This window comes from Streptomyces sp. NPDC042002 (assembly GCF_055588305.1).
Window position 1 is genome coordinate 462,043 of the sequence record NZ_JBVJCT010000003.1, and the last position, 22,790, is coordinate 484,832.

The following is a 22,790-nucleotide window of genomic DNA, read 5'->3' on the forward strand; positions in this document are numbered from 1 at the left end:
ACGAACCCGAGGGGTCAGAACAACCGCAGCTTGTCGTCCTCGATGCCGCGCAGCGCGTCGTAGTCCAGGACCGCGCAGCCGATGCCGCGGTCGGTGGCCAGGACGCGGGCCTGCGGCTTGATCTCCTGGGCGGCGAAGACGCCGCGGACCGGCGCGAGGTGCGGGTCGCGGTTCAACAGCTCCAGGTAGCGCGTGAGTTGCTCCACGCCGTCGATCTCGCCGCGGCGCTTGATCTCCACGGCGACGGTCTGCCCCTCGGCGTCCCGGCACAGGATGTCGACCGGGCCGATGGCCGTCATGTACTCACGGCGGATGAGCGAGTAGCCCTTGCCGAGGGTCTCGATGCGGTCGGCGAGCAGCTCCTGAAGGTGCGCTTCCACGCCGTCCTTGATGAGGCCGGGGTCCACGCCGAGCTCGTGGGAGGAGTCGTGGAGGATCTCCTCCATCGTGATGATGAGCTTCTCGCCCGCCTTGTTGATGACGGTCCAGGTGCCTTCGTCGTCGCCTGACCCCTCCTTCAGTGTGCAGGGCGGCGACATCCAGTTGAGGGGCTTGTAGGCCCGGTCGTCCGCGTGGATCGAGACGCTGCCGTCCGCCTTCACGAGGATCAGGCGGGGGGCCGACGGGAGATGGGCGGTGAGCCGGCCCGCGTAGTCCACGGAACAGCGGGCAATGACGAGACGCATGGTCGGCAACGCTACTCGACCGGCGGTGGTGCACGCGATTCTCGGGCCCGGCTCCTACCCGTCTCCGGCGGCCGTCCCCGGCGGAGAACCCGCTGTTCGCACCTTTTGTCCCCACGGCTCCCGGCGCCCCGCCCGGCCGGCGTTTTCGCGGGTCACCCCATTGATCCTGAAGGTTCCCTGTTCGGTCGTGGCTGATTGTCGGCCTACTGGGCGTTCGCTATGTGCGCATTCTCCTGGTGCCGTTACCTGGCGATGCTTACCGTATGAACGGGAGGTCGCGATGCGTGTACTCAGAGTGTTCGATATTGCGATTCCCCGTCCCTGTCCGGCAACCCCCGAGGTATGGGGGTGCGAGAGGAGAACCCATGTCGCTCGACGTCTCACCGGCCCTACTCCAACAGGCCGAGCGAGGCGAGGTCGACGAAGCTGACTTCGTCGACTGCGTCCGGACCTCCCTGCCCTACGCGTGGGAGATGGTCAGCTCCCTGGTGGCCCAGCTGAAGGTGGACGGTGGCAAGTTCGCCGACAACCAGACGCCCCCGCCGGACGAGCAGGCGCGTGGCCAGCTGTTGCGTGCGCTCGCGAGTGACGCGATACGCGGCGCGCTGCAGCGGCACTTCGGAGTGCGGCTGGCCTTCCAGAACTGCCACCGGGTGGCGGTGTTCCCACTGGACGACTCGGTGGACGACACACTGGCACGCTTCACCTCGGTCCGCAGTCAGCTGCTCAACCAGTCCCCGGAGTTCAGGGACTGCTGACGCGCTGAGCCGCATTGCTTGCCGCTCCGTACGCGGGAGGTGCATTGGTACCGGGGCGGCAAGCTCCCCCGCGGTCCCGGCCCTGGGGCCGGGCCGTGCGGTCACCTGAGATGAGGCAGCACCTCGGCCCCGAGCCGCCGTACGTTCTCCTCGGTCGCCGCCAGATCGCCCGAGCCCTCGACGAGCAGGGCGAAGCGCGCGATGCCGGTCCGCTCCGAGGTCGCCGCGAGCCGGTCGGCGCACAGCCGGGGCGTGCCCACCGGGTGCAGCCCGCAGAGCAGTTCGGTGTACGCCACCGGGTCCCGCATCGAGCGGGCGCGGCCGTCGACCGTCACATGGGCGTCCAGTCCCTGCCTCAGCCAGCCCGGCATGGCCTTGACGAGCGTCTCGACGGCGTCGGTACGGCGGTCCGCGATCTGGCAGACGCCGGCGGAGACATGGGCGGCCGTGAGGATCTCGTCCGACGAGCGGCCCGCCGCGCGCGCGTGCCGCCGCCACAGCGAGACCATTTCGGCCTTCTCCTCGTCCCCGACGTGCATGCCGAGCAGCATCGGCAGTCCGCGCTCGGCGGCGAGCCGGACACTCGCAGGTGAGGTGCACGCGACGACGACCTCGGGGCCCGGAGCGCCGCTCAGTGCCTCCGACGGGCGTGGCACGACGGGGACTTCACGGAACGAGAAGCGCTCGGAGGTGCCGGCGACGGACGGCTCGCGCAGCCAGCGGATCAGCAGATCGAGTGACTCCGGGAAACCTTGTTCGTACGCCGCGAGGCCCGCGCCGAAGACCTCCAGGTCGACCCAGGGGCCGCCGCGGCCGACGCCGAGCGAGAACCGCCCGCCGGACGTCAGGTGCAGCAGCGCGGCCTGCTCGCCGAGGGCCACGGGGTGGACGGTGGGCAGTACGCTGACCGCCGTGCCGATCCGGATACGGTTGGTGCGGCCGAGCAGATACGCGGCGAGTGTGATGGCCGACGGGCATGTCCCGTACGGCACGAAGTGGTGCTCGGCCAGCCAGACCGCGTCGAGCCCGGCCGCCTCGGCGACCTCGGCCGAGCGCACCGCGCGGTGCAGGGCCTCCCCCTGGCCCTGTCCAGGAAACTGGGCGGCCAGTACAAAGCTTCCAACGTGCATCGAACTTCCTGCTTCCTCGGCTCCGACACGGAGCTCCCCCGCCCGGCATAACCGCCTGACACGTGCCGAAGACACGGCCTTGCGGAGAGATTTGCGGATTGTCTGGGAATTGGGCTGTCCGATGGGGGGTCTGAGCGGATTGGCGGAGTACGCGTACCCGTGTGCGTGCCGCGTAGGCTGGACTTGGCCCCTGCTCCCTGTACAGCTCCGTGAGGTGTCCCTTGTCCCCGCGTCGCAACCGTCCGAAGGACGCCGGCTCGTCCGGCAGGAGCCCCGAGGAGGACGCGTCGGACCGCTACGGCGGCTGGCAGTCCACGGAGAGCTGGCGGGGCGAGGAGTGGAGCGTGCGCCATGTGGCGGGCGCGAGCGCGCAGGGCAAGACCTATCGCTGCCCCGGCTGCGACCAGTTGATCCCGTCCGGGGTCCCGCATGTGGTGGCCTGGCCGGAGCACTCGGGCGTCGACGAGCGGCGGCACTGGCACAAGGCCTGCTGGAACGCGAAGGACCGCCGCACCTCGCGGGTGCAGCGGTCCCGTAACGCGCCCAGGTTCTAGGCGACTTCGGACGGTCCGGCCTGTCGGACGGGCGCGGCCGTCACACGTCCCGGCGCTCCAGGAGCACGAAGGCGCCGATGACCGCCGCCGCCGTCACCGCGGCGAGCAGGCCGAGCTGCGCGCCGCCGTGACTGTTCTCGTTGCCCAGCCGGAAGATCTTGGCGAGCGCGTTGGGGGCGGCGTACTCCTGCATCTTCTCGCCGAACGTCCGCAGGCTGTCGGACATCATCAGGAACGCGGGCATGATCGAGGGCAGCAGCACGACACCGAGCATCGTGGTGATCGCGCCCGCCGAGTGACGCAGCATCGAGCCCACCGCGAGCGCGAGCACGCCGAGCAGCGAGACGTACAGCGAGGCCATCAGGACGGTCCCGCCCCACGGGACCTGGGAGTCGCCGTTGTGCATTCCCGCGGTGAACAGGCCGACCAGCCCGATCGCGAAGGCCGAGACGGCGTACGCGACCGCGAAGAAGATGATCATCTTCGCGGCGAGCACCCGGTACCGCTGCGGCGAGGCCGTGAAGGTCGTACGGATCATGCCCGTGCCGTACTCGGAGGAGACCACGAGCACGCCCAGCGTGAGCAGGCAGATCTGTCCGAGCATCAGTCCGAAGAACGCGGGGATCGTGTACGGCGTGTCCTTGAAGTCTTCTTGCGTGGTCTGCGCGGCGACCAGGAAGCCGATGCCGATCACCAGGAGCAGGAAGGTGCCGAGCGTCCACATCGTGGAACGCACCGACTTGATCTTCGTCCACTCGGAGTTGAGCGCGTGCCCGAGGTGGGTGGGGGTGACGGGGATCGGTGAGGTGTACGAAGTGCCGGGCGCCGCCTGCCAGTTGGGGGCGGCGGCCTGCTGCGGCAGCGGGTGCTGGGGCGTGCTCATCGGGCGTCCTCGGGCTTGGTCAGGTCGGCGGCGCGCGCGGGCGCGGGCTCGGGTGTGGGCGCGGGCGCGGGCGCCGACGCGGGGGCGGGCGCCGGGGGGCCCGCGGGGGCCTGGGGAGCCTGGGCGTACGGGTTGACGTCCGTGGCGCCGGCGACGACGGGAGGAGCGCCGTACGGGCCGGGACCGCCCGCGCCGGGGGCGACAGGGGCGCCGTACGGGCCGCCCTGCGGCAGGGCGAAGGGCTGCCCGCCCTGCTGGGGCGGCGGCGGCGCGTACCAGCCGGGCTGGCCCTGGCCCGCGACCGGCAGCTGCGGCGGGGGCATGGCGCCCGGCGGCAGCTGCTGCTGGAGCCCGGCCTTCTGGTCGATGGTCGAGCGGTAGTCGACGGCGCCCTGCGTCATCCGCATGTACGCCTCCTCCAGAGAGGCCTGGTGCGGCGACAGCTCCCACAGGCGGACGTCGGAGGAGTGCGCGAGGTCGCTGATGCGGGGGAGCGGCAGCCCGGTGACGCGCAGCGCGCCGTCCTGCTCGGGCAGCACCTGGCCGCCCGCCTCGGTCAGCGCGGCGGTCAGCTTCTCGCGCTGCTGCGGCTCGGTGTCGGGGGTGCGCACCCGGGCGAAGTCGGCCGAGTTGTGCGAGATGAAGTCCTTGATGTTCTGGTCGGCGAGGAGCTGGCCGCGGCCGATCACGATGAGGTGGTCGGCGGTCAGCGCCATCTCGCTCATGAGGTGCGAGGAGACGAAGACCGTACGGCCCTCCGCCGCGAGGGACTTCATCAGGTTGCGCACCCAGAGGATGCCCTCGGGGTCGAGACCGTTGACCGGCTCGTCGAAGAGCAGCACCTGGGGGTCGCCGAGGAGCGCGGCGGCGATGCCGAGGCGCTGGCCCATGCCGAGCGAGAAGCCCTTGGAGCGCTTTCGCGCCACGTCCTGGAGACCGACGACACCGAGGACCTCGTCCACGCGGCGGGCCGGGATGCCCGACAGCTGGGCCAGGCTCAGCAGGTGGCTGCGGGCGCTCCGGCCACCGTGCACGGCCTTGGCGTCGAGGAGCGCGCCGACCTGGCGGGGGGCGTTCGGCAGCTTGCGGTAGGGGAAGCCGCCGATCGTCACCTGCCCGGAGGAGGGGTTGTCGAGGCCGAGGATCATGCGCATCGTCGTCGACTTGCCCGAGCCGTTGGGCCCGAGGAAACCGGTGACGGCACCCGGCCGGACCTGGAAGGAAAGGTTGTACACGGCTGTCTTGGCGCCGTAGCGCTTCGTCAGGCCGACTGCCTCGATCATTCTCCGCACCCATCGAAAGGTTCAGGACGTCGGGGCGCACGCCCCCGTAAGGCTTAGGAGGATATCCGGGCGCGGGTGGTTCCACTCAAGAGAAAGTAAAGTCGTGCCCATTAGCTGGTGAAAGATCCAGTAGAGGGCGACGTTTCGTACGGGTGTCCTGTCAGGTACCCGTCTTTCCTGGTCAGGCGGGAAAAAGGGAATCCGCGCCCGCCCGGTCGGTGGGGAATTCTCAGAGCCCCTCGGGCAGCGAATCGTCCAGCGGCGGCAGGTCGTCGTACAGCCGCAGTTCGGCCGATTCGTCGAGGTACGGCAGGAAGTCGGTCTGCGGCAGCACCCAGCCCTCCTCGCCGAAGATCAGCGTGCCCGCCTCGCGCAGCGACCGGTCGGCCCCCGCGCGGCGCACCCAGGCCGCGGGGTCGGGCCCGAGCAGTCCCCGCAGGCGCGCGGAGCCGGCGAGCAGGGCGGCGAGCAGCGCGGACTGGTCGCCGCCGCCCCGGCGGGGCCGCCCGGTCTCCGGCTCGGCGAGCACGCCGTGCGCGCTGAAGTAGATGTACGCGCCGCCGAGCCGTTCCCCCGAGGGCATCGTCATCGTGAACTCGTCGCCGGGGAGTATGGCCCGCCGGTAGTCCGGGAACTCGGTGTCGTCGACGGCCTTGAGCTGTGCGGAGTCCAGCCAGGTCACCACGAGCGTCGACTCGGCGGTCCGGTCCACGTACGGCGTCCCGGCCACGTAACCCGCCGGGCTGATGTGCCCGGAGCAGCCCACGGCGACTCCGCGCACCCGCACCGGAACCATCGGCACCGTCGCCTGGATGCCCAGCCGGGTCAGCTTGTGGGCGACCTGCCCGGGGGAGGCGTTCGAGCCGACGGCGATGACGGGGTGGCGCAGCCCGGTGCCCACCTGGCCCAGGTCGGCGAGGGCCTCGTCCAGTCGCTGCTGCTCCTGGCGCTCCTCGACGTACCACTCGCCGAGCCGCAGCGGCCGGACGTCCAGCTGGAGCAGCTCGCCGCCGGTCAGCAGGGACGGCTCGGTGGTGGGCCGGCCGGGATAGGTGAGCGGCTTCTTCGCGGGCACGTCGGCCAGGCCCAGCGCCTTCAGGCTTCGGTCCTTCGTCGTCACGGTGACGCCCTTCGGGGGTGGAGTCGCGCGCATGCGGGCACAGCCTTTCACGCGGGATGTACCCGGGCCTTCGTATGAGATGTACCCGGCGCGGGACCCGGTCTCCCCGGCTGGGCGGGGTTGGCCTGAACCGGCACCGGGAATGATGCCGTCCCAATTGTACGAGTGAGGGCGAAGTAGGTTACGGGGGAGGCGAGTTGAGGCCGATGAGACACGAGGTGGGACGCGCGGTGAGGCGCGCGGTGGGACGGGCCGGCCGATCGGGGCGGGGGTCGGCACATCCGCTTTTTCGTACGTCCGTTCGCTGGTGGATCGCGGGACGCACCGTCCACGCGCTGCTGCTGATGGCGCTGGGCGCGCTGGCCGGACTCTCGGTGGTCCTGGCGGCGGCGTGGACGCTGACCGAGCGGTCGCCGCGTTCGATGGCGGACCGGTTCTCGGACGAGGGGCGGCTCGTGGACCTGAGTCTGGCCGTGCTGCGGGCCTGCGTCGGCACCGACAACCTCAGCCCCGAACCGGACAGCACCGCGCACCAGTTGCTCGCCACGGTCGCCTCCGTGACCGGCGCGCTGGTACCGGCGGTGCTGCTCGGCATCGTCCTGGTCAAGCTGTTCGCGCTGCGGCCCTTCGTCTGGCGGCGCCGGGCCAGCATCTCGCACGCCTGGACCGCCGACTTCCCGGGCTACTCGCGACGGAACGCCGGCAGCGACGACGCCATCATCGCCGTCCGCTTCTACAACCGCTTCGACAATCTGTCGGTCGTCGACCTGCGGGCCCGCGCCCATCTGCGCTATCTGGAACTCTCCCCGCACGACGGCAGCCTCGTCATCTACAAGCAGTGGCTGAAGGTCCTGGACGCGAAGGGCGAGCCGGCCGACGAGCGGAGCTGGCTCGCGGTCGAACGCGGGGCGCCCTTCACGGTGTGGATACCGGTCGAGGCGCCGGTGGCCGAACTGCCGTTCCGCAGGATCCAGGGCAAGGACCTGACCGGCTCGTCCGGGGTGAAGCTTCTCGTCCGGCTGACCGCGCGGACGGTCGGGCTCGGCACCGAGGTCGCCGACGAGCGCTGGTTCGACCTGGAGGCCGGGGACTTCGAGCTGGGCCGCTTCGTGCCGCTCCAGCCGGACTTCGACAAGGACGTGTGGCGCTGGGAGGGGTGGTCCGACTTCGACGGGCTGATCGGCCCCCGGCCGGACGGGGACGAGCCCGCCTAGACGCGGGCACGAGCCCGCCCGGGCGTGCCACCCCGGCGCACCGGTTCGGTGCCCCCGGTGGTCCCGGTCGCCCCGGTGCCCCCGGTCGCCGTTGGCGTCGCGCGCCCGCGGGGGAGGCCGACCCGGCCGTCAGGCTCCGTGCGCGCGGGTCGCGAAGCGCTCCGCGAACGCGACGACGAGGTCGCGCAGTTCCGCGGGCCGCTCGATGACGAACGGCAGGTCGAGGGCGGCGAGCACCGGAGGCAGCCAGTCGAGCCGCTCCACCCGCAGGCCGACGACCAGCCAGCGCCCGCTCGCGGGTTCCGTGCCCGGCGGGGACGCAGGGTCCTCCACGCTCGCGACGCTCGCGGGAAGCCGGGCGCGGATCTGCTCGACCGTCCCGTCGATCCGCAGGGTCACCTCGTGCCGGTACGCCGCCGTGGCGAACCCGGACAGCACACGCTGCGCCGGGTCCGGCCCGGCGACCGCCTCGAACGACCCGGACAGGGTCCGCGCGCCGGTGACGCGGTCGAGCCGGAACGTCCGGTCCTCACCGGCTTCGGGGTCGGTGCCGGTGACGTACCACTTGCCCGCGTGGGCCACGACCCCGTACGGACGCAGCGTGCGGTCGCCGCGCCGCCCGCCGCGGTCGGTGTACCTGAAGGAGACCGGCCGGCGGTGACGTACCGCGTCGGCCATGGTGAGCAGGACCTCCGCGTCGGGGGCGGCGAACGCGTCGGCCGGTTCCGTGAAGGCGAGGGACTCCAGGACCGTGTCCAGCCGGCGGGCGAGGCGCTCGGGCAGTACCCGCCGGATCTTCGCCGCCGCCGTCTCGCCCGCGGTGGTGTTCGTCGTCGTCAGCCCCGCCCGGCGGCCGGCGACCAGACCGAGCAGCACGGCGATCGCCTCGTCCTCGCCCAGCATCAGGGGAGGCAGCCGGTAGCCGGGGGAGAGGCGGTAACCGCCGTAGCGGCCGCGTACCGCCTCGACCGGCACATCGAGGTCGATCAGATGGTCCACGTACCGGCGCACGGTGCGTCTGTCGACGCCGAGCCGGTCGGCGAGTTCGGCCATGGTCCGGGTGCCGCCCGACTGCAACAGCTCCAGCAGGGTGAGCACGCGGCCGGTGGGTCGGGACACGGACCGACTCTAACGCGAATAGTGGACCGATTCTGTCCACTATCTGTCCTAGCGTGCGAAGGGCAACGACATCACGACTCCAGGGAGAACGTCATGAACCTCGTCTCGATCCGGGTCATCACCGGCGACGTCGCCCGCCTCGTCGAGTTCTACGAGAAGGTCACCGGACTGCCGGCCACCTGGTCCACCGAGGACTTCGCCGAACTCGAGACCCCCGGCGCCACCCTCGCCATCGCCGGCACCCGCACCGTCCCGCTGTTCGCGCCGGGCTCTTCCCGCCCGGCCGACAATCACAGTGTGATCATCGAGTTCCTGGTCGACGACGTGGACCGGGTCCACGCGAACCTGACCGCCTTCGTCACCGACGTCGTCAAGGAGCCCACCACCATGCCCTGGGGCAACCGCTCGCTGCTGTTCCGCGACCCCGACGGCAACCTCGTCAACTTCTTCACCCCCGTCACCCCTGAGGCGATCCGGAAGTTCGCCCCTACGCGTCCCGCCTCTTGAGCAGCGCGTAGCCGCCGAGCAGGGCCGCGGCCACCCACAGCATCATGATGCCGAGGCCGCCCCAGGGCCCGTAGGGGGTGTCGTCGAGGGGCGTCACCACCCGGAGGATTCTGCTGCCGGCCTGGTCGGGGAGGTAGCGGCCGACCCTCTTCGTGGCGGACACGGCTCCCAGGATGTTGGAGATCAGGAAGAAGAACGGCATCAGGATGCCGAGCGAGAGCATCGGACTGCGCAGCATCGCCGCGACGCCCATCGAGAAGACGGCGATGAGCGTCATGTAGAGCCCCCCGCCGATCACCGCGCGCAGCACCCCCGGATCGCTGATCGACGCCTTGTGCGTGCCGAGCGCGGCCTGGCCCACGAAGAACGTGATGAAGCTGGTGACCATGCCGACGACGAGGGCGAGTCCGGCCGCCACCGCGACCTTGCTGAAGAGGAACGTGCCGCGCTGCGGAACCGCCGCGAGCGAGGTGCGGATCATGCCGGTGCTGTATTCGTTGCCGACGACGAGCACCCCGAACACGATCATCGCGAGCTGACCGAGCGTCATGCCCGCGAAGCTGATGAACGTCGGGTCGAAGGTGAGCCGGTCCCGCGCGCTCATGTTGTCCCACTCGTTGTTGGAGAGGAGCGAGATGAGGATGCCCAGGGCGATCGTGACGACCGCGGCGAGACTCAGCGTCCACACCGTGGACGACACGGACCGGATCTTGGTCCACTCGGACTTGAGGACCTGGGTGGCCGCCATGGTCAGTCCTTCTTCCAGTCGCCGCCCCATTGCGGGGCGGGGGGCGCGCTCGGCGGGCTCGACGAGCTGGGCAGGCTCTGCGGACCCGGGGCGTCGGTGTGCGCGTGGTACTCCACCGACTCCGCGGTCAGCTGCATGAACGCCTCTTCCAGCGAGGCCTGCTGAGGGCTCAGCTCATGCAGCACGATCTGGTGCCGCGCGGCCAGCTCGCCGATGTGCTCCGGCTTCCCGTCGTCCACTTCGAGGGCGCCGCTGCCCGTCCGGACGACGGTGATCCCCGCGCCCTGGAGCACATCGAGCAGCCGCTCGCGCTGCGGGGAGCGGATCCGGACGTACGAGCGCGAGTTCTGCTGGATGAAGTCGGCCATTGAGGTGTCGGCGAGCAGTCTGCCCTGGCCGATGACGACGAGGTGGTCGGCGGTCAGCGCCATCTCGCTCATGAGGTGCGAGGAGACGAAGACCGTACGGCCCTGTGCGGCGAGTGATTTCATCAGGTTGCGGATCCAGTGGATGCCCTCGGGGTCGAGGCCGTTGACCGGCTCGTCGAACATCAGGATCCGCGGGTCGCCGAGGAGGGCGCCCGCGATGCCGAGCCGCTGGCCCATGCCCAGCGAGAACCCCTTCGCCTTCTTCCGGGCGACCGCGGTGAGACCGACGGTGTCGAGGACCTCGTGCACGCGCGCCTTCGGGATGCCGTTGCTCTGGGCGAGGCAGAGCAGATGGTTGAAGGCACTGCGGCCGCCGTGCATGGCCTGGGCGTCGAGCAGGGCGCCGATGTACTTCAGGGGGTCCTTGAGATGGTCGTAGTGCTGTCCGTCGATCCGTACGTCGCCCGCGGTGGGACGGTCGAGCCCGAGCATCATCCGCATCGTCGTGGACTTCCCGGCACCGTTGGGACCGAGGAAGCCGGTCACGATGCCCGGTCTGACGGCGAAGGTGAGGTTGTTGACCGCCACCTTCTCGCCGTACCGCTTGGTCAGCCCCTCGAGCTCGATCATGCGGCCACGCTAAGACGGCCCCCGGGCGCCTGCCACTTGAGCGAGGACACCCTCGCGGACACGACAAGGCCCGCGCCCTCGGGAGAGGGAACGGGCCCTGGTGTCGTGCCGTGCGGTTACCGGAACTGCCGTGCGGTCACCGGGACTGCTGGGCCGGAACCCCGCGGGTGATCGGCTCGTCCTCGGCCGGGCCGGTGGCGGCGGCCACCGCGGCGCCCGTGAGCGTCGCGAGCATCTCGCGGACGTTCGTGAGCTGCGCGTTGATCGAGTCGCGGCGGTTGGTGAGGGCGGCCAGCTCGCGCTCGGATTCCGAGCGGATGCGGTCGGCCTTGGCGTTCGCGTCGGCCACGATGTCCTCGGCCTGGCGCTGAGCCGTCTCCACCGTCTGGCGGGCGCGGCGCTCGGCGTCCGTGCGCAGCTTCTCGGCCTCCAGGCGGAGCTGCTCCGCGCGGTGCTCGATCTCCGCGAGGCGCTTCTCGGCCTTGGCCTGACGCGACGCCAGGTCACGCTCGGACTGCTCGCGGCGCTTGGCCAGGTTCGTCTCGAAGTCGGCGGCGGCCTGGGCGGCCTTCGCGCGGGTCTCCTCGAAGAGGGCGTCCGCCTCCTCGCGCTTGGACTGCGCGTCCTTCTGCGCCTCGGAGCGCAGCTGCGAGGAGTCGCTCTTGGCCTTCTCGACGATCCGGACGCCCTCGTCCTCCGCCTTGGACTTGCGGTCCGCGGCGAACGATTCCGCGTCGTTGCGCACCTGCTGAGCCGCCGACTCGGCGAGCTCGCGGTGCTGCTCGGACGCGCGACGGGCCTCCTCGCGCAGGTCCTTGGCCTCCTCCTCGGCGAGGCGGAGGATCTTCTCGACGCGCGCACCGAGACCCGCGTACGACGGTTCCGCGTCGCTTACCTGGGCCTGGGCGTTCTGCGTTTCGAGATGGAGTTCCTCGATGCGCTTTTCAAGGGCGGTGATACGGGCCAGAGCGCTGTCACGGTCGGAGACGAGCTTCGAGATGCGTTCGTCCACCTGAGCGCGGTCGTATCCACGCCGCACAAGCTCGAAGCCGTAGGGGGAAGTGTCGCTCATGGGGTTCCTGTCGAATGAGACCGGTGAGGTGATAGGTGGAATCCTAGGGGGCAATGCGGTGTGTCATCGAGCGGATACGTGTTTGATCTGGAGAATGACACTCCTTTTGGGTGGCTAGCTGTCGGATGGCTTGCCAGAACCTGTGACAAACGTCCCACAAAGCCCGGAATCGATGCTTCCGGCTAGCTCTCCGACGCCTTGCCGCCCGAACGGGTAGCCCCCGCTGCGGCACCCGCCTTCACCCCGCCGTCCTTGCCACCCGTTGGCGCCTCGAAAGACTCCAACGCTTCCAGGACGTCCTGGACACGGGAGATCTCCGTGTTGATGTCCTCACGCCGGCGGACCAGGACCTCCAGGTCGCGCTTGCCCTCCTCGACGGCGGCCTTCGCCTCCTGGATGGCCTCGGACCTGATCTTCTCGGCCTCGGCGACGAGCGAGGACTTCTTCTGCTCGGCCTCCTTCAGGAGCCCCTCGGCCTTCCGAACGGCGGCGATACGGACCTTGCTCGCCTCGGAGTTCGCCTCCGACACCAGATCCTTCGCCTTCGCGTCGGCCTCGGCGAGCTGGTCCTCGGCGGCCTTGATGAGCGCGTCGCACCGGTCGCCCGCGTTCTTCATCGCCTCGGACGACTCACGGCGGGCCCGCTCGTGCAGATCCTCGATCTCGGACGTGACGCGGTCGCGCAGCTCCTCGGCGCGCTCCCGGATCGCCGTGGCGTCCCGGCGCGCGCCGATCAGCAGCTCGTCCGCGTCCGTACGGGCCCGCTCCACGCGGGTGTTGCCCTCGACGGTCGCCTCCGAGACGAGCCGCTCGGCCTCGCCCCGCGCCACGCCGACCATCGTGTCGGCCTGCGACTCGGCGTCCGCCGTCGTCTTCTGCGCGCTCTGCTGCGCCTCGGCGAGCAGCTTGTCCGCCTCGGACGCCGTCTCGGTGATGAGCGTGTCGACCTGCTCGGCCGCCTCGGAGCGCCGCTTGTTGGCTTCCTGGCGGGCCGCGTCCAGCGTGCGCTCGGCCTCCTCGCGCGCCGACGCCGTGCGCCGCTCGGCCTCCTCCGTAGCCCGCGCCTTGAAGCGCTCGGCCTCGGTGCGGATCCGCTCGGAGTGCTGCTGCGCGGAACCGACCGCGTCGGAGGCCTCGGCACGCAGCCGCTCCGCGTCACCGGTCGCGTCCGAGATGAGCTTCTCGGCCTTGGCCACCGCCTCGGCGCGTACCCGCTCGGCCTCGGCCGCGGTCTCGATCCCGAGCCGTTCGGCCTCCGCCGTCGCCTCGGTGATGAGCGTGTCCACCTGCGCCGCCGCGTCCGAACGGATCCGGTTCGCGTCCTCCCGGGCGTCCGCGCGGGTGCGCGCGGCGTCCTGGTCGGCGTTCGCGATGGAGTCCGACACCTCGGTGCGCACCCGCTGGGCGTGGTCGGCCGCGTCCGAACGCATCCGCTCCGCCTCGGCGATCGCCTCCGCGACCGTGCGCTCCGCGAGGGCGCTCGCGGCCTCCGACGCCTCGCTCGCCTCGCGCCGTACCCGTGCCGCGTCCTCGGACGCCCGCTCGCGCTCGGCGTAAGCGTCGGCGCGGACCCGGTCCGCCTCCTCCTGCGCCTCGGTGCGCGTACGGTCCGCCACGTGCTCGGCGGCCGAGCGCAGCCCGGTGATCTCCTCCTGGGCCTGCTCGTGCAGCCCCGCCACCGAGTCCCGCACCTGCTGCGCGGTCTGCTCGGCGTTGGAGACCATCTCGGTCGCGCGCCGGTCCGCCTCCTCGACCAGCCGTACGGCCTCGGTCTGGGCCTCCTCGACGCGCTTGCGCGCGGAGGCGAGCAGTTCCTCGCTCTGCTCGCGGGCCCGCTCACGCTCCTGGTCGGCTTCCTGGCGCGCCGAACCGAGGGTCTCCTCGGCCTCGCGGCGACGCCGGGCGGCCTCCTCCTGGGCGGCGGCCAGCGTCTCGGCACCCTCGGTCGCCAGCCGCTCGGCCGCGGCCTGCGCCTCGCTCCGCACCCGGTCGGCGCTGTCCTGGGCCTCCGACTTCAGCCGCTCGGCCTCCGCCGCGGCCTCCGAACGCAGCCGTACGGCGATGGCCTCGCCCTCGGCCCGGGACGCGGACGCGTCTCCCGCGGCCTCGTCGCGCAGCCGGTCGGCCTCCGTCTCGGCCTGCGCCTGGAGCGTACGGATCCGCTCGGCGGCCTCCGAACGCAGCCGGTCGGTCTCCTCGGCGGCCTCGCGACGGATCCGCTCGGCCTCCGCACGCGCGTCCGTCAGCGCCTGCTCGGCGGCGGTCAGACGCTCCTCGGCCTCCGTGTGCAGCCGGGCAAGACCCTCGGCGGCCTCGGCCTGACGTGCCGCTATGGCCCGCTCGGTCTCCTCGCGCTGCCGCTCGGCGGCCCGCTCCGCGTCGGCCGCGATCGACTCGGCCTGCTCGACGGCGTCCGCGCGGTGCCGGTCTGCCTCGGCGCGGGTCCGCTCCAGCGTCTCCTCGGCCTGCCGGCGCAGAGTGGTGGCGCGCTCGATGGCCTCGGTGCGGACCTTCTCGCTGTCGGCCGTGGCGGCCTGGCGCAGCTCGTCCGCGTCCGCCTTCGCCTTGCCGAGCAGCTCCTCGGCGGTCCGTGCCGCCTCCTCGATCTGCTGGACGGCCTCGCGCCGGGCCTCGGCGCGGATGCGCTCGCCCTCGGCGACCGCGTCCGAACGCAGCTGCTCGGCGTCACCGCGCAGCCGGCGCGCCTCCTCCTGGAGCTCGACCGTCTTGGCGCGGTACTCCTTGGTGTCGTCCTTCGCCGTGCCCTTGAGCTGCGCGGCGATGTCGTGCGCCTCGGCGCGCAGCCGGTCGGCCTCGGTCTCCGCCTCGGTGCGGATCCGCTCGGCCTCCTCGGCCGCCGCCTTCGTGGTCCTCTTGGCCTCGTCGGACGCGCGGTTGAGCACGTCCTCGGCCGTACGGGCGGCCTTGGCGAGCTGGGAGGCGGTCTCCTCGGCGGTGAGACTGCGGGCGCTGTCCTCGGCCTCGGCGACGATCGTCTCGGCCTTCGTACGGGCGTCGGCGACGAGCTGCTCGGCCTCGGACTTGGTGGTCTCGGCCTCCTTGGTGGCCTCGCTGACCAGCCGGGCGACCTGCTCCTTCGCCGTCCGCGTGCGCTGCTCGTTGACCGACTCGGCGCCGGCGACCGTCTTGGCCGCGGCTTCCTTGGCCTCGGCCAGAACCTTGTCCGCCTCGGCCTGCGCCTCGCGCAGCGCCGTCTCGGCGGCGCTCATGCGCTGCTCGGCGGCCCGGCTCAGCTCGGTGGCCTGGCGGCGGGCGTTGTCCGACTCGTTCGCCGTGGAGCTGCGCAGCTGCTCGGCGTGGTCGGTGGCCTCCTGGGCCTGCGTCGACGCCGCGTTCAGCAGCCGCTCGGCGTCCGTGCGGGCCCGGCGCAGCAGCGCCTCGGCCTCGGCGCGGGTCGCCTCGGCGTCGTTGGTGAGCCGCTGGCGCGCCTCGGCTGCGACCCGCTCGGCCTCCGCGCGGGCCGCGGCGAGCGCCTGCTCGGCCTCGGCGCGCGACTCGTCCAGGAGACGGCGGGCCTGGGACTCGGAGCGGGCGCGCAGCTGCTCAGCCCACGCCACGTTCTCGTTGACGTGCGATTCGACGGTCTGCCGGCGCTCGGCCAGCTCCTGGTCGAGCTGCTGGCGGCGGGTGACCGCCTCCTGGTGCAGCTCCGCCTGGAGCCGGGCGGCCTGCTCGGCGTGCTCCTGGAGGATGCGCTGGGTCTGCGCCCGGGCCTGGCTGATCTCGCGCTCGGCGTCGACGCGCAGCTGGTCGGCCTGCATCTGGGCATTACGGAGCATCTGCTCGGCCTGATAGCCGATGTCGGCCCCGTCGTAGGCAGGACGGGTCGCCAGACTGCGGCGCGCCTCATGCAGCTTGGCGCGCAGCACCTCGACCTGATAGCCGAGGTCCTCGGCGTGCTGGACGGCCTTCTCCCGCTCGGTCTTCAGCCGTTCCATCTCGGCCTCGAACCGAGAGAGGTGGTCGACGTCAGCCGCCGGCTCTCGCTCCTGGCGTTCGTAGCCCCGCACTGCGCGGTCCCATCCGTCCCCTGGTCGCAAGTAAATCCGAACGAGCACCGTTCTTCCGCCGAACGGGGCCCCCGGGGAATGGTGTCAGATCAACGGCGGAGCACGGGCTGCTGCCCCGACGCTCGCCCCCCGAAACCTGGACCCCGGCCCTTGGTCCCGCTCGCCGGAAGGCGCCGGGACCACGGCCGTCCCCCGCGAAAGGCGACGGCCGAGCCCAACCCTACCGGCCCAGATATACGGAGGTCAGTGCTCGGCTGACTCAACCGCCGCCGAAGTGACCAGTTCTGTCAGTACTCCGTGGCAATCCTTGGGGTGGAGGAAGGTGATCCGGGACCCCATGGACCCGGTCCGGGGCTCGTCGTAGAGCACTCGGACGCCCTTGTTCCGGATGTCCGCGGCGTCACCGTCGACGTCCGCGGTGCCGAAGGCGATGTGATGCACGCCCTCCCCGTTCTTGGCCAGCCACTTGCCCACGGCCGAGTCCTCGCGGGTCGGTTCGAGCAGCTGGAGGTAGGAGGCGCCGCCGTCGGACGTCTCGTTGATCTTGAGCATGGCCTCCCGGACGCCCTGCTCCTCGTTGATCTCGGAGTGGAAGACTTCGAAGCCGTACGTCGCACGGTAGAACTCGACAGTGGCGTCGAGGTCGAAACAGGCGATCCCGATGTGGTCGATTCGCGTCAGCATGGAGTCAGTGCAGCGCTCCCGGCGTGGTTACGCAACGTGCGCGCGATCACACTGCGGGCCGGATGACGGGTGGCCTACCGCTCAGTACATTCTCAGTAAACCCTCGTTCACTCCTCGGCTGTGCAAGCCGGTAAGGGGATCGCACCTCATGTCTGGAACGAACAGCAGTACCTCGGTGATCGTCGCGGGCGCCCGAACGCCCATGGGACGGTTGCTGGGCTCGCTGAAGTCCTTCTCCGGGGCCGACCTCGGAGGCTTCGCGATCAAGGCCGCCCTCGACCGTGCGGGCATCGGCGGCGACCAGGTGCAGTACGTGATCATGGGCCAGGTGCTCCAGGCCGGGGCAGGGCAGATCCCGGCACGCCAGGCCGCCGTCAAGGCGGGCATCCCGATGAGCGTCCCGGCCCTCACCATCAACAAGGTGTGTCTCTCCGGCCTCGACGCCATCGCCCTCGCGGACCAGCTGATCCGCGCCGGCGAGTTCGACATCGTCGTCGCCGGCGGCCAGGAGTCCATGACGAACGCCCCGCACCTGCTCCCGAAGTCCCGCGAGGGCTACAAGTACGGCGCCATCGAGATGCTCGACGCCATGGCGTACGACGGTCTGACGGACGCCTTCGAGGGCATCGCCATGGGCGAGTCGACGGAGAAGCACAACACCCGCCTCGGGATCCAGCGCCCGGCGCAGGACGAGATCGCCGCCCTCTCCCACCAGCGCGCGGCCGCCGCCCAGAAGAACGGCCTCTTCGAGGCGGAGATCACACCTGTCGAGATCCCGCAGCGCAAGGGCGAGCCCGTCGTCTTCAGCAAGGACGAGGGCATCCGCGCCGAGACGACCGCCGAGTCGCTCGGCAGGCTGCGCCCCGCCTTCGCCAAGGACGGCACCATCACCGCCGGCAGCGCCTCCCAGATCTCGGACGGCGCCGCCGCCGTGGTCGTGATGAGCAAGGCCAAGGCGCTGGAGCTGGGTCTCGAGTGGATCGCGGAGATCGGCGCGCACGGCAATGTGGCGGGGCCGGACAACTCCCTTCAGTCGCAGCCCTCGAACGCGATCCTGCACGCCCTGAAGAAGGAGGGCCTGGAGGTCGGGGACCTCGACCTGATCGAGATCAACGAGGCCTTCGCGGCGGTCGCGGTCCAGTCAATGAAGGACCTCGGGGTGTCCACGGAAATGGTGAACGTCAACGGCGGCGCCATCGCCCTCGGTCACCCGATCGGCATGTCCGGCGCCCGGCTCGTGCTGCACCTCGCCCTCGAACTGAAGCGGCGCGGCGGCGGCGTGGGCGCGGCCGCCCTGTGCGGTGGCGGTGGTCAGGGCGACGCGCTGATCGTGCGGGTGGCCAAGGCCTGACCCGCGTTCGACCGACCGACCTCTCGTGAACGGAGCTGTGATGCAGGACGTCTCCTCGCTGGTGACCCAGGCCAGGGAAGGACGGCCGCGGGCGGTGGCCCGGCTGATCTCCCTCGTGGAGGGAGCGGCACCACAGCTCCGTGAGGTCATGGCCGCGCTGGCCCCGCTGACCGGCAACGCGTACGTGGTGGGCCTCACCGGCTCGCCCGGCGTCGGCAAGTCGACCTCGACGTCGGCGCTGGTGACGGCCTACCGGCGGCAGGGCAAGCGGGTCGGTGTCCTCGCCGTCGACCCGTCCTCGCCGTTCTCCGGGGGCGCGCTCCTCGGTGACCGCGTCCGGATGTCCGACCACGCCTCGGACCCGGGCGTCTACATCCGCTCGATGGCGACGCGCGGCCACCTGGGCGGACTGGCCTGGTCGGCCCCCCAGGCGATCCGCGTCCTGGACGCGGCGGGCTGCGACGTGATCCTGGTGGAGACCGTCGGCGTCGGCCAGTCGGAGGTCGAGATCGCCTCCCAGGCGGACACCTCGGTGGTGCTGCTGGCCCCCGGCATGGGCGACGGCATCCAGGCCGCCAAGGCGGGAATCCTGGAGATCGGCGACGTGTACGTCGTCAACAAGGCCGACCGCGACGGCGCCGACGCCACCGCCCGCGAGCTCAACCACATGCTCAGCCTCGGTGAGTCCCGCGGCCCCGGGGACTGGCGCCCGCCGATCGTCAAGACCGTCGCCGCGCGCGGCGAGGGCATCGACGAGGTCGTGGAGGCCCTGGAGAAGCACCGGGCGTGGATGGAGGAGCACGGCGTGCTGGCCGAGCGCCGGCTCGCCCGGGCGTCCCAGGAGGTCGAGACGATCGCCGTCACCGCCCTGCGCCGGCGCATCGGCGACCTCCACGGCGACCGCCGCCTGAGCGTCCTCGCGGAGCGCATCGTCGCGGGCGAACTGGACGCCTACCGAGCCGCCGACACCCTGATCGAGGGCCTGAAGGAAACCTGAGCACGAGCGCGGCGCCACCGGGTGTCCCCGCTCGGGGCACACACTCCGGAGCCACCGCGCGCACTTCCGGCCGGAGGCGGCCCGATACGCCCCGGCGCGATGTGACGCAGCACGGTGTGATGCCGCACGGCACGCGCCGTGCGGCACCACGTGGTGGTGTGGACCTGGGCCCCGTGGCCGGGGAAATCCGTGGTCGACTTCGCGTGGCCGCTGTTACGTTGGACGGCATGTTCCTCCTCTTGGCATAGGGCGCGCCCAGGCCCGCGACGTGAACGCAGCACCGTGGCTGCGGCGTCGCGGCACTCCGGCGACCCCTGTCCCGCCTCGCTGTTGAGGAACTCCACCCATGTCTGCGTCACCTTCGCGGCCGTCCTACGCCGCGCTCTTCCGCGTTCCCCACGCCCGCCGCACCTTCGCGGCGGCCATGACCGGCCGCCTGTCGTACGGCGTGGTCTCCCTGGCCATGATGCTCACCGCCACCCGCGCCACCGGGTCGTACGCCGTGGCCGGCACGGTCATGGCGCTGTTCGGCGCGATGAGCGTGTTCCTGTCGCCCGCGCGGGCGGCGCTGATCGACCGGTACGGCGCCCGCCGTGCCCTGATCCCCATGGCCTCGCTCTACGCGGGCCTGCTCACGGCTTTCGCGGCCACGGCCTGGCGGCCCGGCGCACCGGCCGCGGCGATCGGCGCGCTGGCCGTCGCCGCGGGGGCCTGTACACCGCCCCTCGGCCCCACGATGCGCGCCGTGTGGGGCGAAGTGGTCCAGGACGAAAGGCTGTTGCGGCGCGCCTACAGCCTCGACGGTGTCGTCGAGGAGATCCTCTTCGTCTCCGGACCGCTGCTCGTCGGCGCGGTCGTCCAGGCGGCGCCGCCTGCCGCGGCGGTCGTGCTGAGCGCCCTGCTGGTGTGGTCGGGAACCCTGGCGTTCGTCCTCTCCCCGGTGGTGGCGGGCGTCCGTCCGGCCGCGGTGAACGCGGCGCGCGGCGGACGCCGGTGGCGCGGCGGACGGGCCCTCGCCCAGCCCGTCGTGGTCGCGTTCGGCGTCGGACTGTCGCTGGGCGCCGTCGACCTCCTGGTCATGGCGTTCGCCGGGCAGCACCACCACGGCTCGGGCGTGGTGGCCTGGGTGCTCGCCGCGCTGTCGCTGGGCAGCGCGCTGGGCGGCCTGCTGAACGGCGCGGTCGACTGGCGCACGGCCCCCGGCGTACGGCTGCCGCTGCTGGCCGGCGCTCTGGGCCTCACGCTGCTCGCCGCGGGGCTCGCCCCCGGCCTCGGGGCGCTGACGGTGGCCGTCGCCTGCGCCGGTTTCTTCGTCGCCCCGGCTCTCACGACGTCCTATCTGATGGCCGACACGGCTGCCCCGCCCGGCTTCCGCACCCAGGCCGGAGCCTGGGTCAACACCGCGGTGAACGCCGGGAGTTCAGGGGGCGCCGCCGCCGCGGGCCTGCTGGTGGGCCGGCTGCCCCTGGGGCTGTGCTTCGCGCTCTCGGGGACACTCGCGCTGACGGCGGCCCTGGTCTGCGCGCGAAACGCGAGGACCCCGCGTCCGGACGCGGACGCGGGGCACGGTGCGGCCGGGAGCGCGCGCCCCGCCGAGGCGGAAAGTGCGCAACTCCCGGGCTGGTCCTACGGCTTGCCGCGCTGTCCCAGCAGGTGCTCGGCGATCGGCCGCAGCGACTTGTGCAGGTCCTCCAGCGCCTCGGGTGACACCAGGTCGATGAAGTGCCGCCGCACGGACGCCACATGATGCGGCGAGACCTTCGTCATCGTCTCCATGCCGTGCTCGGTGAGGACCGCGTACAGCCCTCGCCGGTCGGACTCGCAGTTCTCACGGCGCACCAGGTCCGCGTTCTCCATGCGCGTGATCTGGTGCGAGAGGCGGCTCTTGGACTGGAGGGTGGCGGACGCCAGGTCGCTCATCCGCATGCGTACGCCCTCCGACTCGGAGAGGTTCACCAGGATCTCGTAGTCGTTCATCGTCAGCCCGAACGGCTGAAGGTCCCTTTCGAGCTGGTACGTCAACAGCCTGTTGACCTCCAGGTGGGTGCGCCAGGCGCACTGCTCCGCATCGGTCAGCCAGCGCGTGGCCGTCTCGGTCTCCATGAATGAAGTCTACCTAAAATGTTGAAAGGCGAACTAGTGAGGGGTTGTGTGACCGTGCGCACGCGTTCGATGCGCGTTCGATGTCACACTCCGCAGACTACCGCTCACAGCCCGAAGCGACGCTGGAGGTCCCCCAGCTGTCCGGGAAGGCGCGGTGCGCCGGCTTGCCCCCCGTGCTGACCGGGCACCCCTCCCGCGCCGGGCACTCCGGCCTGCTGCGGGACCGCCCCCGTGACCTGCTCCGCCATCAGGATCTCGGTGGACTGGAGCAGCACCGTGCCGGCCCCCACGAACTCGAACTGGTGCTCCTCGCCCGAGGCCCCTCCGAGGCCCGTCATCGCACGTAGACCGCCCATTACGCCTGTCATGTACCCATGGTCGTAGTGGTGGCACGGGGACGGGCAGTCCGCCCACCCGACGAGGGCCTGCGGGTCCACCCTGATCGGGGGTTCCATGAACACCACCGGACCGTTCGACGCGGCCACGAACTTGCCGGTTCCGATCAATGTCAGAAAGCCCGGCACGATCGACTGCTTGAGCGCGAGACTTGGCTGAAAAGCGAGCAAGTTGCCCGAGCGAATGGTCAGGTTGCCGTCGTCGAGGTCGTACGAATTCACGTCGAAGGCCCGGTCGGCGAGGAGCATCTTGCCCGAACCCTGCGCCACGACCCAGTCGCTCGCGTGCAGAGGCGAATGGAAAGACGTACGGACAAGACGGTCAAGTCGGCCGTGCCCGATGCCGTTGAACTCCATCGATCCGTAGTAGGCGATCATCTTGCCCTTCTGCAGGAACCACTCGCTCCCCTTGAGCTCCACGCAGAAGGTGTACTTGTTCACGTTGTCGTCGACCGGCAGCGACATCGGATCGTGGATCACCGGGCCGCCCGGGGCTCCGTACCCGCTCACAGCTTCTCCTCAGAGGCCTGGACGTACACCGAACCGCTTCCGCTCAGCTCCAGCTGGAACGCCTCGCCCGAACCGCGGCCCACCATGTCGCGCCAGCCGAGCGCGGTGGACAGCTTGTTGCGCACGTCGCCGTGGTGCGCCACGTACGCCTGCGGGTCGACGTGCACCGTCCGCTGCGGGGTGATCGGGACCTCGAAGACGCCGCCGTGCGCCATGACGGCCACCGCGCCGTGCCCCTTGAGCGTGGTCGTGAAGAGCCCCTGGCCCGTCACCTGGCCCCGCACCATGCCCATCACGCCGCCCTGTGAACCCAGGAACATCGTGCCCTGCTGGAGTGTCCCGTCGAAGGCCAGCAGCCGGTCCGCCTCGACGTACAGCGTGTCCCCGGTGAGGCTGATCACGTGGACGTGGTGGCCGCCGTGCCCGAAGAGCACCGTGCCCGCACCCTCGACGGTCATCAGGGGAGTCGCCTCGTTGGCCAGCCGGCGGCCGATCATCGACATCACACCGCCCTGCCCGCCCTGGATGTTGGGCGTGAACGACACCTCGCCCTTGTACGCGAGCATCGCGCCGCGCTGACTGAACAGCCGCTGGCCCGGCACCACCGTCGCCTCGACCATCTTCGAGTTCACCTCGCGGAACGCCAT

General features: G+C 71.3%; 20 protein-coding genes and 1 pseudogene. 7 read left to right on the top strand and 14 right to left on the bottom strand.

The window, feature by feature from the left end; translation table 11 throughout:
* Positions 1-14: 14 nt before the first annotated feature.
* Complete coding sequence (gene nucS / locus ACZ6KY_RS07415; protein ID WP_469309343.1) at positions 15-686, bottom strand: endonuclease NucS; 672 nt, start codon at positions 684-686, stop codon at positions 15-17.
* Between the two features lie 365 nt (positions 687-1,051).
* Between nucS and ACZ6KY_RS07420 the strand changes: the two genes are divergently transcribed.
* Positions 1,052-1,444: an SCO5389 family protein gene (locus ACZ6KY_RS07420; RefSeq protein WP_328553369.1), complete on the top strand. Its 393-nt coding sequence runs from the start codon at positions 1,052-1,054 to the stop codon at positions 1,442-1,444.
* A 101-nt stretch (positions 1,445-1,545) separates the two neighbouring features.
* Here the strand turns inward: ACZ6KY_RS07420 and ACZ6KY_RS07425 are convergent, their stop codons facing one another.
* The gene (locus tag ACZ6KY_RS07425) at positions 1,546-2,574 is read right to left on the bottom strand and encodes an LLM class flavin-dependent oxidoreductase (RefSeq protein ID WP_469309344.1); all 1,029 of its coding nucleotides are present in this window, start codon (positions 2,572-2,574) and stop codon (positions 1,546-1,548) included.
* A 221-nt stretch (positions 2,575-2,795) separates the two neighbouring features.
* Between ACZ6KY_RS07425 and ACZ6KY_RS07430 the strand changes: the two genes are divergently transcribed.
* Positions 2,796-3,128, top strand: a complete 333-nt coding sequence (locus tag ACZ6KY_RS07430) for an ATP/GTP-binding protein (protein WP_469309345.1) — start codon at positions 2,796-2,798, stop codon at positions 3,126-3,128.
* A 40-nt stretch (positions 3,129-3,168) separates the two neighbouring features.
* On the opposite strand, the gene ACZ6KY_RS07435 is transcribed toward ACZ6KY_RS07430, so the two are convergent.
* The 3 genes from ACZ6KY_RS07435 to ACZ6KY_RS07445 all read right to left on the bottom strand — a co-directional run bounded on the left by ACZ6KY_RS07435 (position 3,169) and on the right by ACZ6KY_RS07445 (position 6,414).
* On the bottom strand, positions 3,169-4,011 hold the full coding sequence (locus tag ACZ6KY_RS07435; RefSeq protein WP_469309346.1) for an ABC transporter permease: 843 nt from the start codon (positions 4,009-4,011) through the stop codon (positions 3,169-3,171).
* Positions 4,008-5,294, bottom strand: a complete 1,287-nt coding sequence (locus tag ACZ6KY_RS07440; protein ID WP_469309347.1) for an ABC transporter ATP-binding protein — start codon at positions 5,292-5,294, stop codon at positions 4,008-4,010. Before ACZ6KY_RS07440 ends, ACZ6KY_RS07435 begins: the two co-directional genes overlap by 4 nt.
* 229 nt (positions 5,295-5,523) lie before the next feature.
* Complete coding sequence (locus tag ACZ6KY_RS07445; RefSeq protein ID WP_469309348.1) at positions 5,524-6,414, bottom strand: hypothetical protein; 891 nt, start codon at positions 6,412-6,414, stop codon at positions 5,524-5,526.
* A gap of 206 nt (positions 6,415-6,620) precedes the next feature.
* Between ACZ6KY_RS07445 and ACZ6KY_RS07450 the strand changes: the two genes are divergently transcribed.
* Complete coding sequence (locus ACZ6KY_RS07450; protein WP_469309349.1) at positions 6,621-7,628, top strand: hypothetical protein; 1,008 nt, start codon at positions 6,621-6,623, stop codon at positions 7,626-7,628.
* 129 nt (positions 7,629-7,757) lie between these two features.
* Here the strand turns inward: ACZ6KY_RS07450 and ACZ6KY_RS07455 are convergent, their stop codons facing one another.
* The gene (locus ACZ6KY_RS07455; RefSeq protein WP_469309350.1) at positions 7,758-8,747 is read right to left on the bottom strand and encodes a helix-turn-helix transcriptional regulator; all 990 of its coding nucleotides are present in this window, start codon (positions 8,745-8,747) and stop codon (positions 7,758-7,760) included.
* A gap of 93 nt (positions 8,748-8,840) precedes the next feature.
* Between ACZ6KY_RS07455 and ACZ6KY_RS07460 the strand changes: the two genes are divergently transcribed.
* Positions 8,841-9,254: a VOC family protein gene (locus ACZ6KY_RS07460; protein WP_469309351.1), complete on the top strand. Its 414-nt coding sequence runs from the start codon at positions 8,841-8,843 to the stop codon at positions 9,252-9,254.
* Here the strand turns inward: ACZ6KY_RS07460 and ACZ6KY_RS07465 are convergent.
* The 5 genes from ACZ6KY_RS07465 to mce all read right to left on the bottom strand — a co-directional run bounded on the left by ACZ6KY_RS07465 (position 9,235) and on the right by mce (position 16,787).
* Positions 9,235-10,002: an ABC transporter permease gene (locus tag ACZ6KY_RS07465; protein ID WP_469309352.1), complete on the bottom strand. Its 768-nt coding sequence runs from the start codon at positions 10,000-10,002 to the stop codon at positions 9,235-9,237. The genes ACZ6KY_RS07460 and ACZ6KY_RS07465 overlap by 20 nt on opposite strands.
* 2 nt (positions 10,003-10,004) lie before the next feature.
* Positions 10,005-11,000, bottom strand: a complete 996-nt coding sequence (locus ACZ6KY_RS07470) for an ABC transporter ATP-binding protein (RefSeq protein ID WP_469309353.1) — start codon at positions 10,998-11,000, stop codon at positions 10,005-10,007.
* Positions 11,001-11,136: 136 nt separating this feature from the next.
* On the bottom strand, positions 11,137-12,072 hold the full coding sequence (locus ACZ6KY_RS07475) for a cellulose-binding protein (RefSeq protein ID WP_469309354.1): 936 nt from the start codon (positions 12,070-12,072) through the stop codon (positions 11,137-11,139).
* A 182-nt stretch (positions 12,073-12,254) separates the two neighbouring features.
* Positions 12,255-16,103 (bottom strand): polarized growth protein Scy, encoded by a 3,849-nt coding sequence (gene scy, locus ACZ6KY_RS07480; protein WP_469309355.1) that lies wholly within the window; start codon positions 16,101-16,103, stop codon positions 12,255-12,257.
* Positions 16,104-16,346: 243 nt separating this feature from the next.
* Complete coding sequence (gene mce / locus ACZ6KY_RS07485; RefSeq protein ID WP_261707191.1) at positions 16,347-16,787, bottom strand: methylmalonyl-CoA epimerase; 441 nt, start codon at positions 16,785-16,787, stop codon at positions 16,347-16,349.
* Between the two features lie 148 nt (positions 16,788-16,935).
* Here mce and ACZ6KY_RS07490 point away from each other — a divergent pair, with 148 nt between their 5' ends.
* The 3 genes and pseudogenes from ACZ6KY_RS07490 to ACZ6KY_RS07500 form a co-directional block, all read left to right on the top strand.
* Positions 16,936-18,138, top strand: coding sequence for an acetyl-CoA C-acetyltransferase (locus ACZ6KY_RS07490; protein ID WP_469309356.1), 1,203 nt, complete (start codon positions 16,936-16,938; stop codon positions 18,136-18,138).
* Between the two features lie 40 nt (positions 18,139-18,178).
* Positions 18,179-19,135, top strand: coding sequence for a methylmalonyl Co-A mutase-associated GTPase MeaB (gene meaB, locus ACZ6KY_RS07495; protein WP_469309406.1), 957 nt, complete (start codon positions 18,179-18,181; stop codon positions 19,133-19,135).
* A 346-nt stretch (positions 19,136-19,481) separates the two neighbouring features.
* Positions 19,482-20,699: pseudogene (locus tag ACZ6KY_RS07500) on the top strand (MFS transporter); the annotation flags it as partial.
* 62 nt (positions 20,700-20,761) lie between these two features.
* Here the strand turns inward: ACZ6KY_RS07500 and ACZ6KY_RS07505 are convergent.
* The 3 genes from ACZ6KY_RS07505 to ACZ6KY_RS07515 form a co-directional block, all read right to left on the bottom strand.
* Positions 20,762-21,238, bottom strand: coding sequence for a MarR family winged helix-turn-helix transcriptional regulator (locus tag ACZ6KY_RS07505; protein ID WP_469309357.1), 477 nt, complete (start codon positions 21,236-21,238; stop codon positions 20,762-20,764).
* A gap of 104 nt (positions 21,239-21,342) precedes the next feature.
* On the bottom strand, positions 21,343-22,143 hold the full coding sequence (locus ACZ6KY_RS07510; protein WP_469309358.1) for an AIM24 family protein: 801 nt from the start codon (positions 22,141-22,143) through the stop codon (positions 21,343-21,345).
* On the bottom strand, positions 22,140-22,790 hold the full coding sequence (locus ACZ6KY_RS07515; protein WP_469309407.1) for an AIM24 family protein: 651 nt from the start codon (positions 22,788-22,790) through the stop codon (positions 22,140-22,142). Before ACZ6KY_RS07515 ends, ACZ6KY_RS07510 begins: the two co-directional genes overlap by 4 nt.

Coding starts and splice junctions, on each gene's coding strand:
- ACZ6KY_RS07420 (WP_328553369.1), top strand. CDS start 1,052: ATGTCGCTCGACGTCTCACCGGCCCTACTCCAACAGGCCGAGCGAGGC.
- nucS (WP_469309343.1), bottom strand. CDS start 686: ATGCGTCTCGTCATTGCCCGCTGTTCCGTGGACTACGCGGGCCGGCTC.
- ACZ6KY_RS07465 (WP_469309352.1), bottom strand. CDS start 10,002: ATGGCGGCCACCCAGGTCCTCAAGTCCGAGTGGACCAAGATCCGGTCC.
- ACZ6KY_RS07435 (WP_469309346.1), bottom strand. CDS start 4,011: ATGAGCACGCCCCAGCACCCGCTGCCGCAGCAGGCCGCCGCCCCCAAC.
- ACZ6KY_RS07505 (WP_469309357.1), bottom strand. CDS start 21,238: ATGGAGACCGAGACGGCCACGCGCTGGCTGACCGATGCGGAGCAGTGC.
- ACZ6KY_RS07450 (WP_469309349.1), top strand. CDS start 6,621: ATGAGACACGAGGTGGGACGCGCGGTGAGGCGCGCGGTGGGACGGGCC.
- mce (WP_261707191.1), bottom strand. CDS start 16,787: ATGCTGACGCGAATCGACCACATCGGGATCGCCTGTTTCGACCTCGAC.
- ACZ6KY_RS07440 (WP_469309347.1), bottom strand. CDS start 5,294: ATGATCGAGGCAGTCGGCCTGACGAAGCGCTACGGCGCCAAGACAGCC.
- ACZ6KY_RS07515 (WP_469309407.1), bottom strand. CDS start 22,790: ATGGCGTTCCGCGAGGTGAACTCGAAGATGGTCGAGGCGACGGTGGTG.
- ACZ6KY_RS07425 (WP_469309344.1), bottom strand. CDS start 2,574: ATGCACGTTGGAAGCTTTGTACTGGCCGCCCAGTTTCCTGGACAGGGC.
- ACZ6KY_RS07460 (WP_469309351.1), top strand. CDS start 8,841: ATGAACCTCGTCTCGATCCGGGTCATCACCGGCGACGTCGCCCGCCTC.
- ACZ6KY_RS07470 (WP_469309353.1), bottom strand. CDS start 11,000: ATGATCGAGCTCGAGGGGCTGACCAAGCGGTACGGCGAGAAGGTGGCG.
- ACZ6KY_RS07475 (WP_469309354.1), bottom strand. CDS start 12,072: ATGAGCGACACTTCCCCCTACGGCTTCGAGCTTGTGCGGCGTGGATAC.
- ACZ6KY_RS07490 (WP_469309356.1), top strand. CDS start 16,936: ATGTCTGGAACGAACAGCAGTACCTCGGTGATCGTCGCGGGCGCCCGA.
- meaB (WP_469309406.1), top strand. CDS start 18,179: ATGCAGGACGTCTCCTCGCTGGTGACCCAGGCCAGGGAAGGACGGCCG.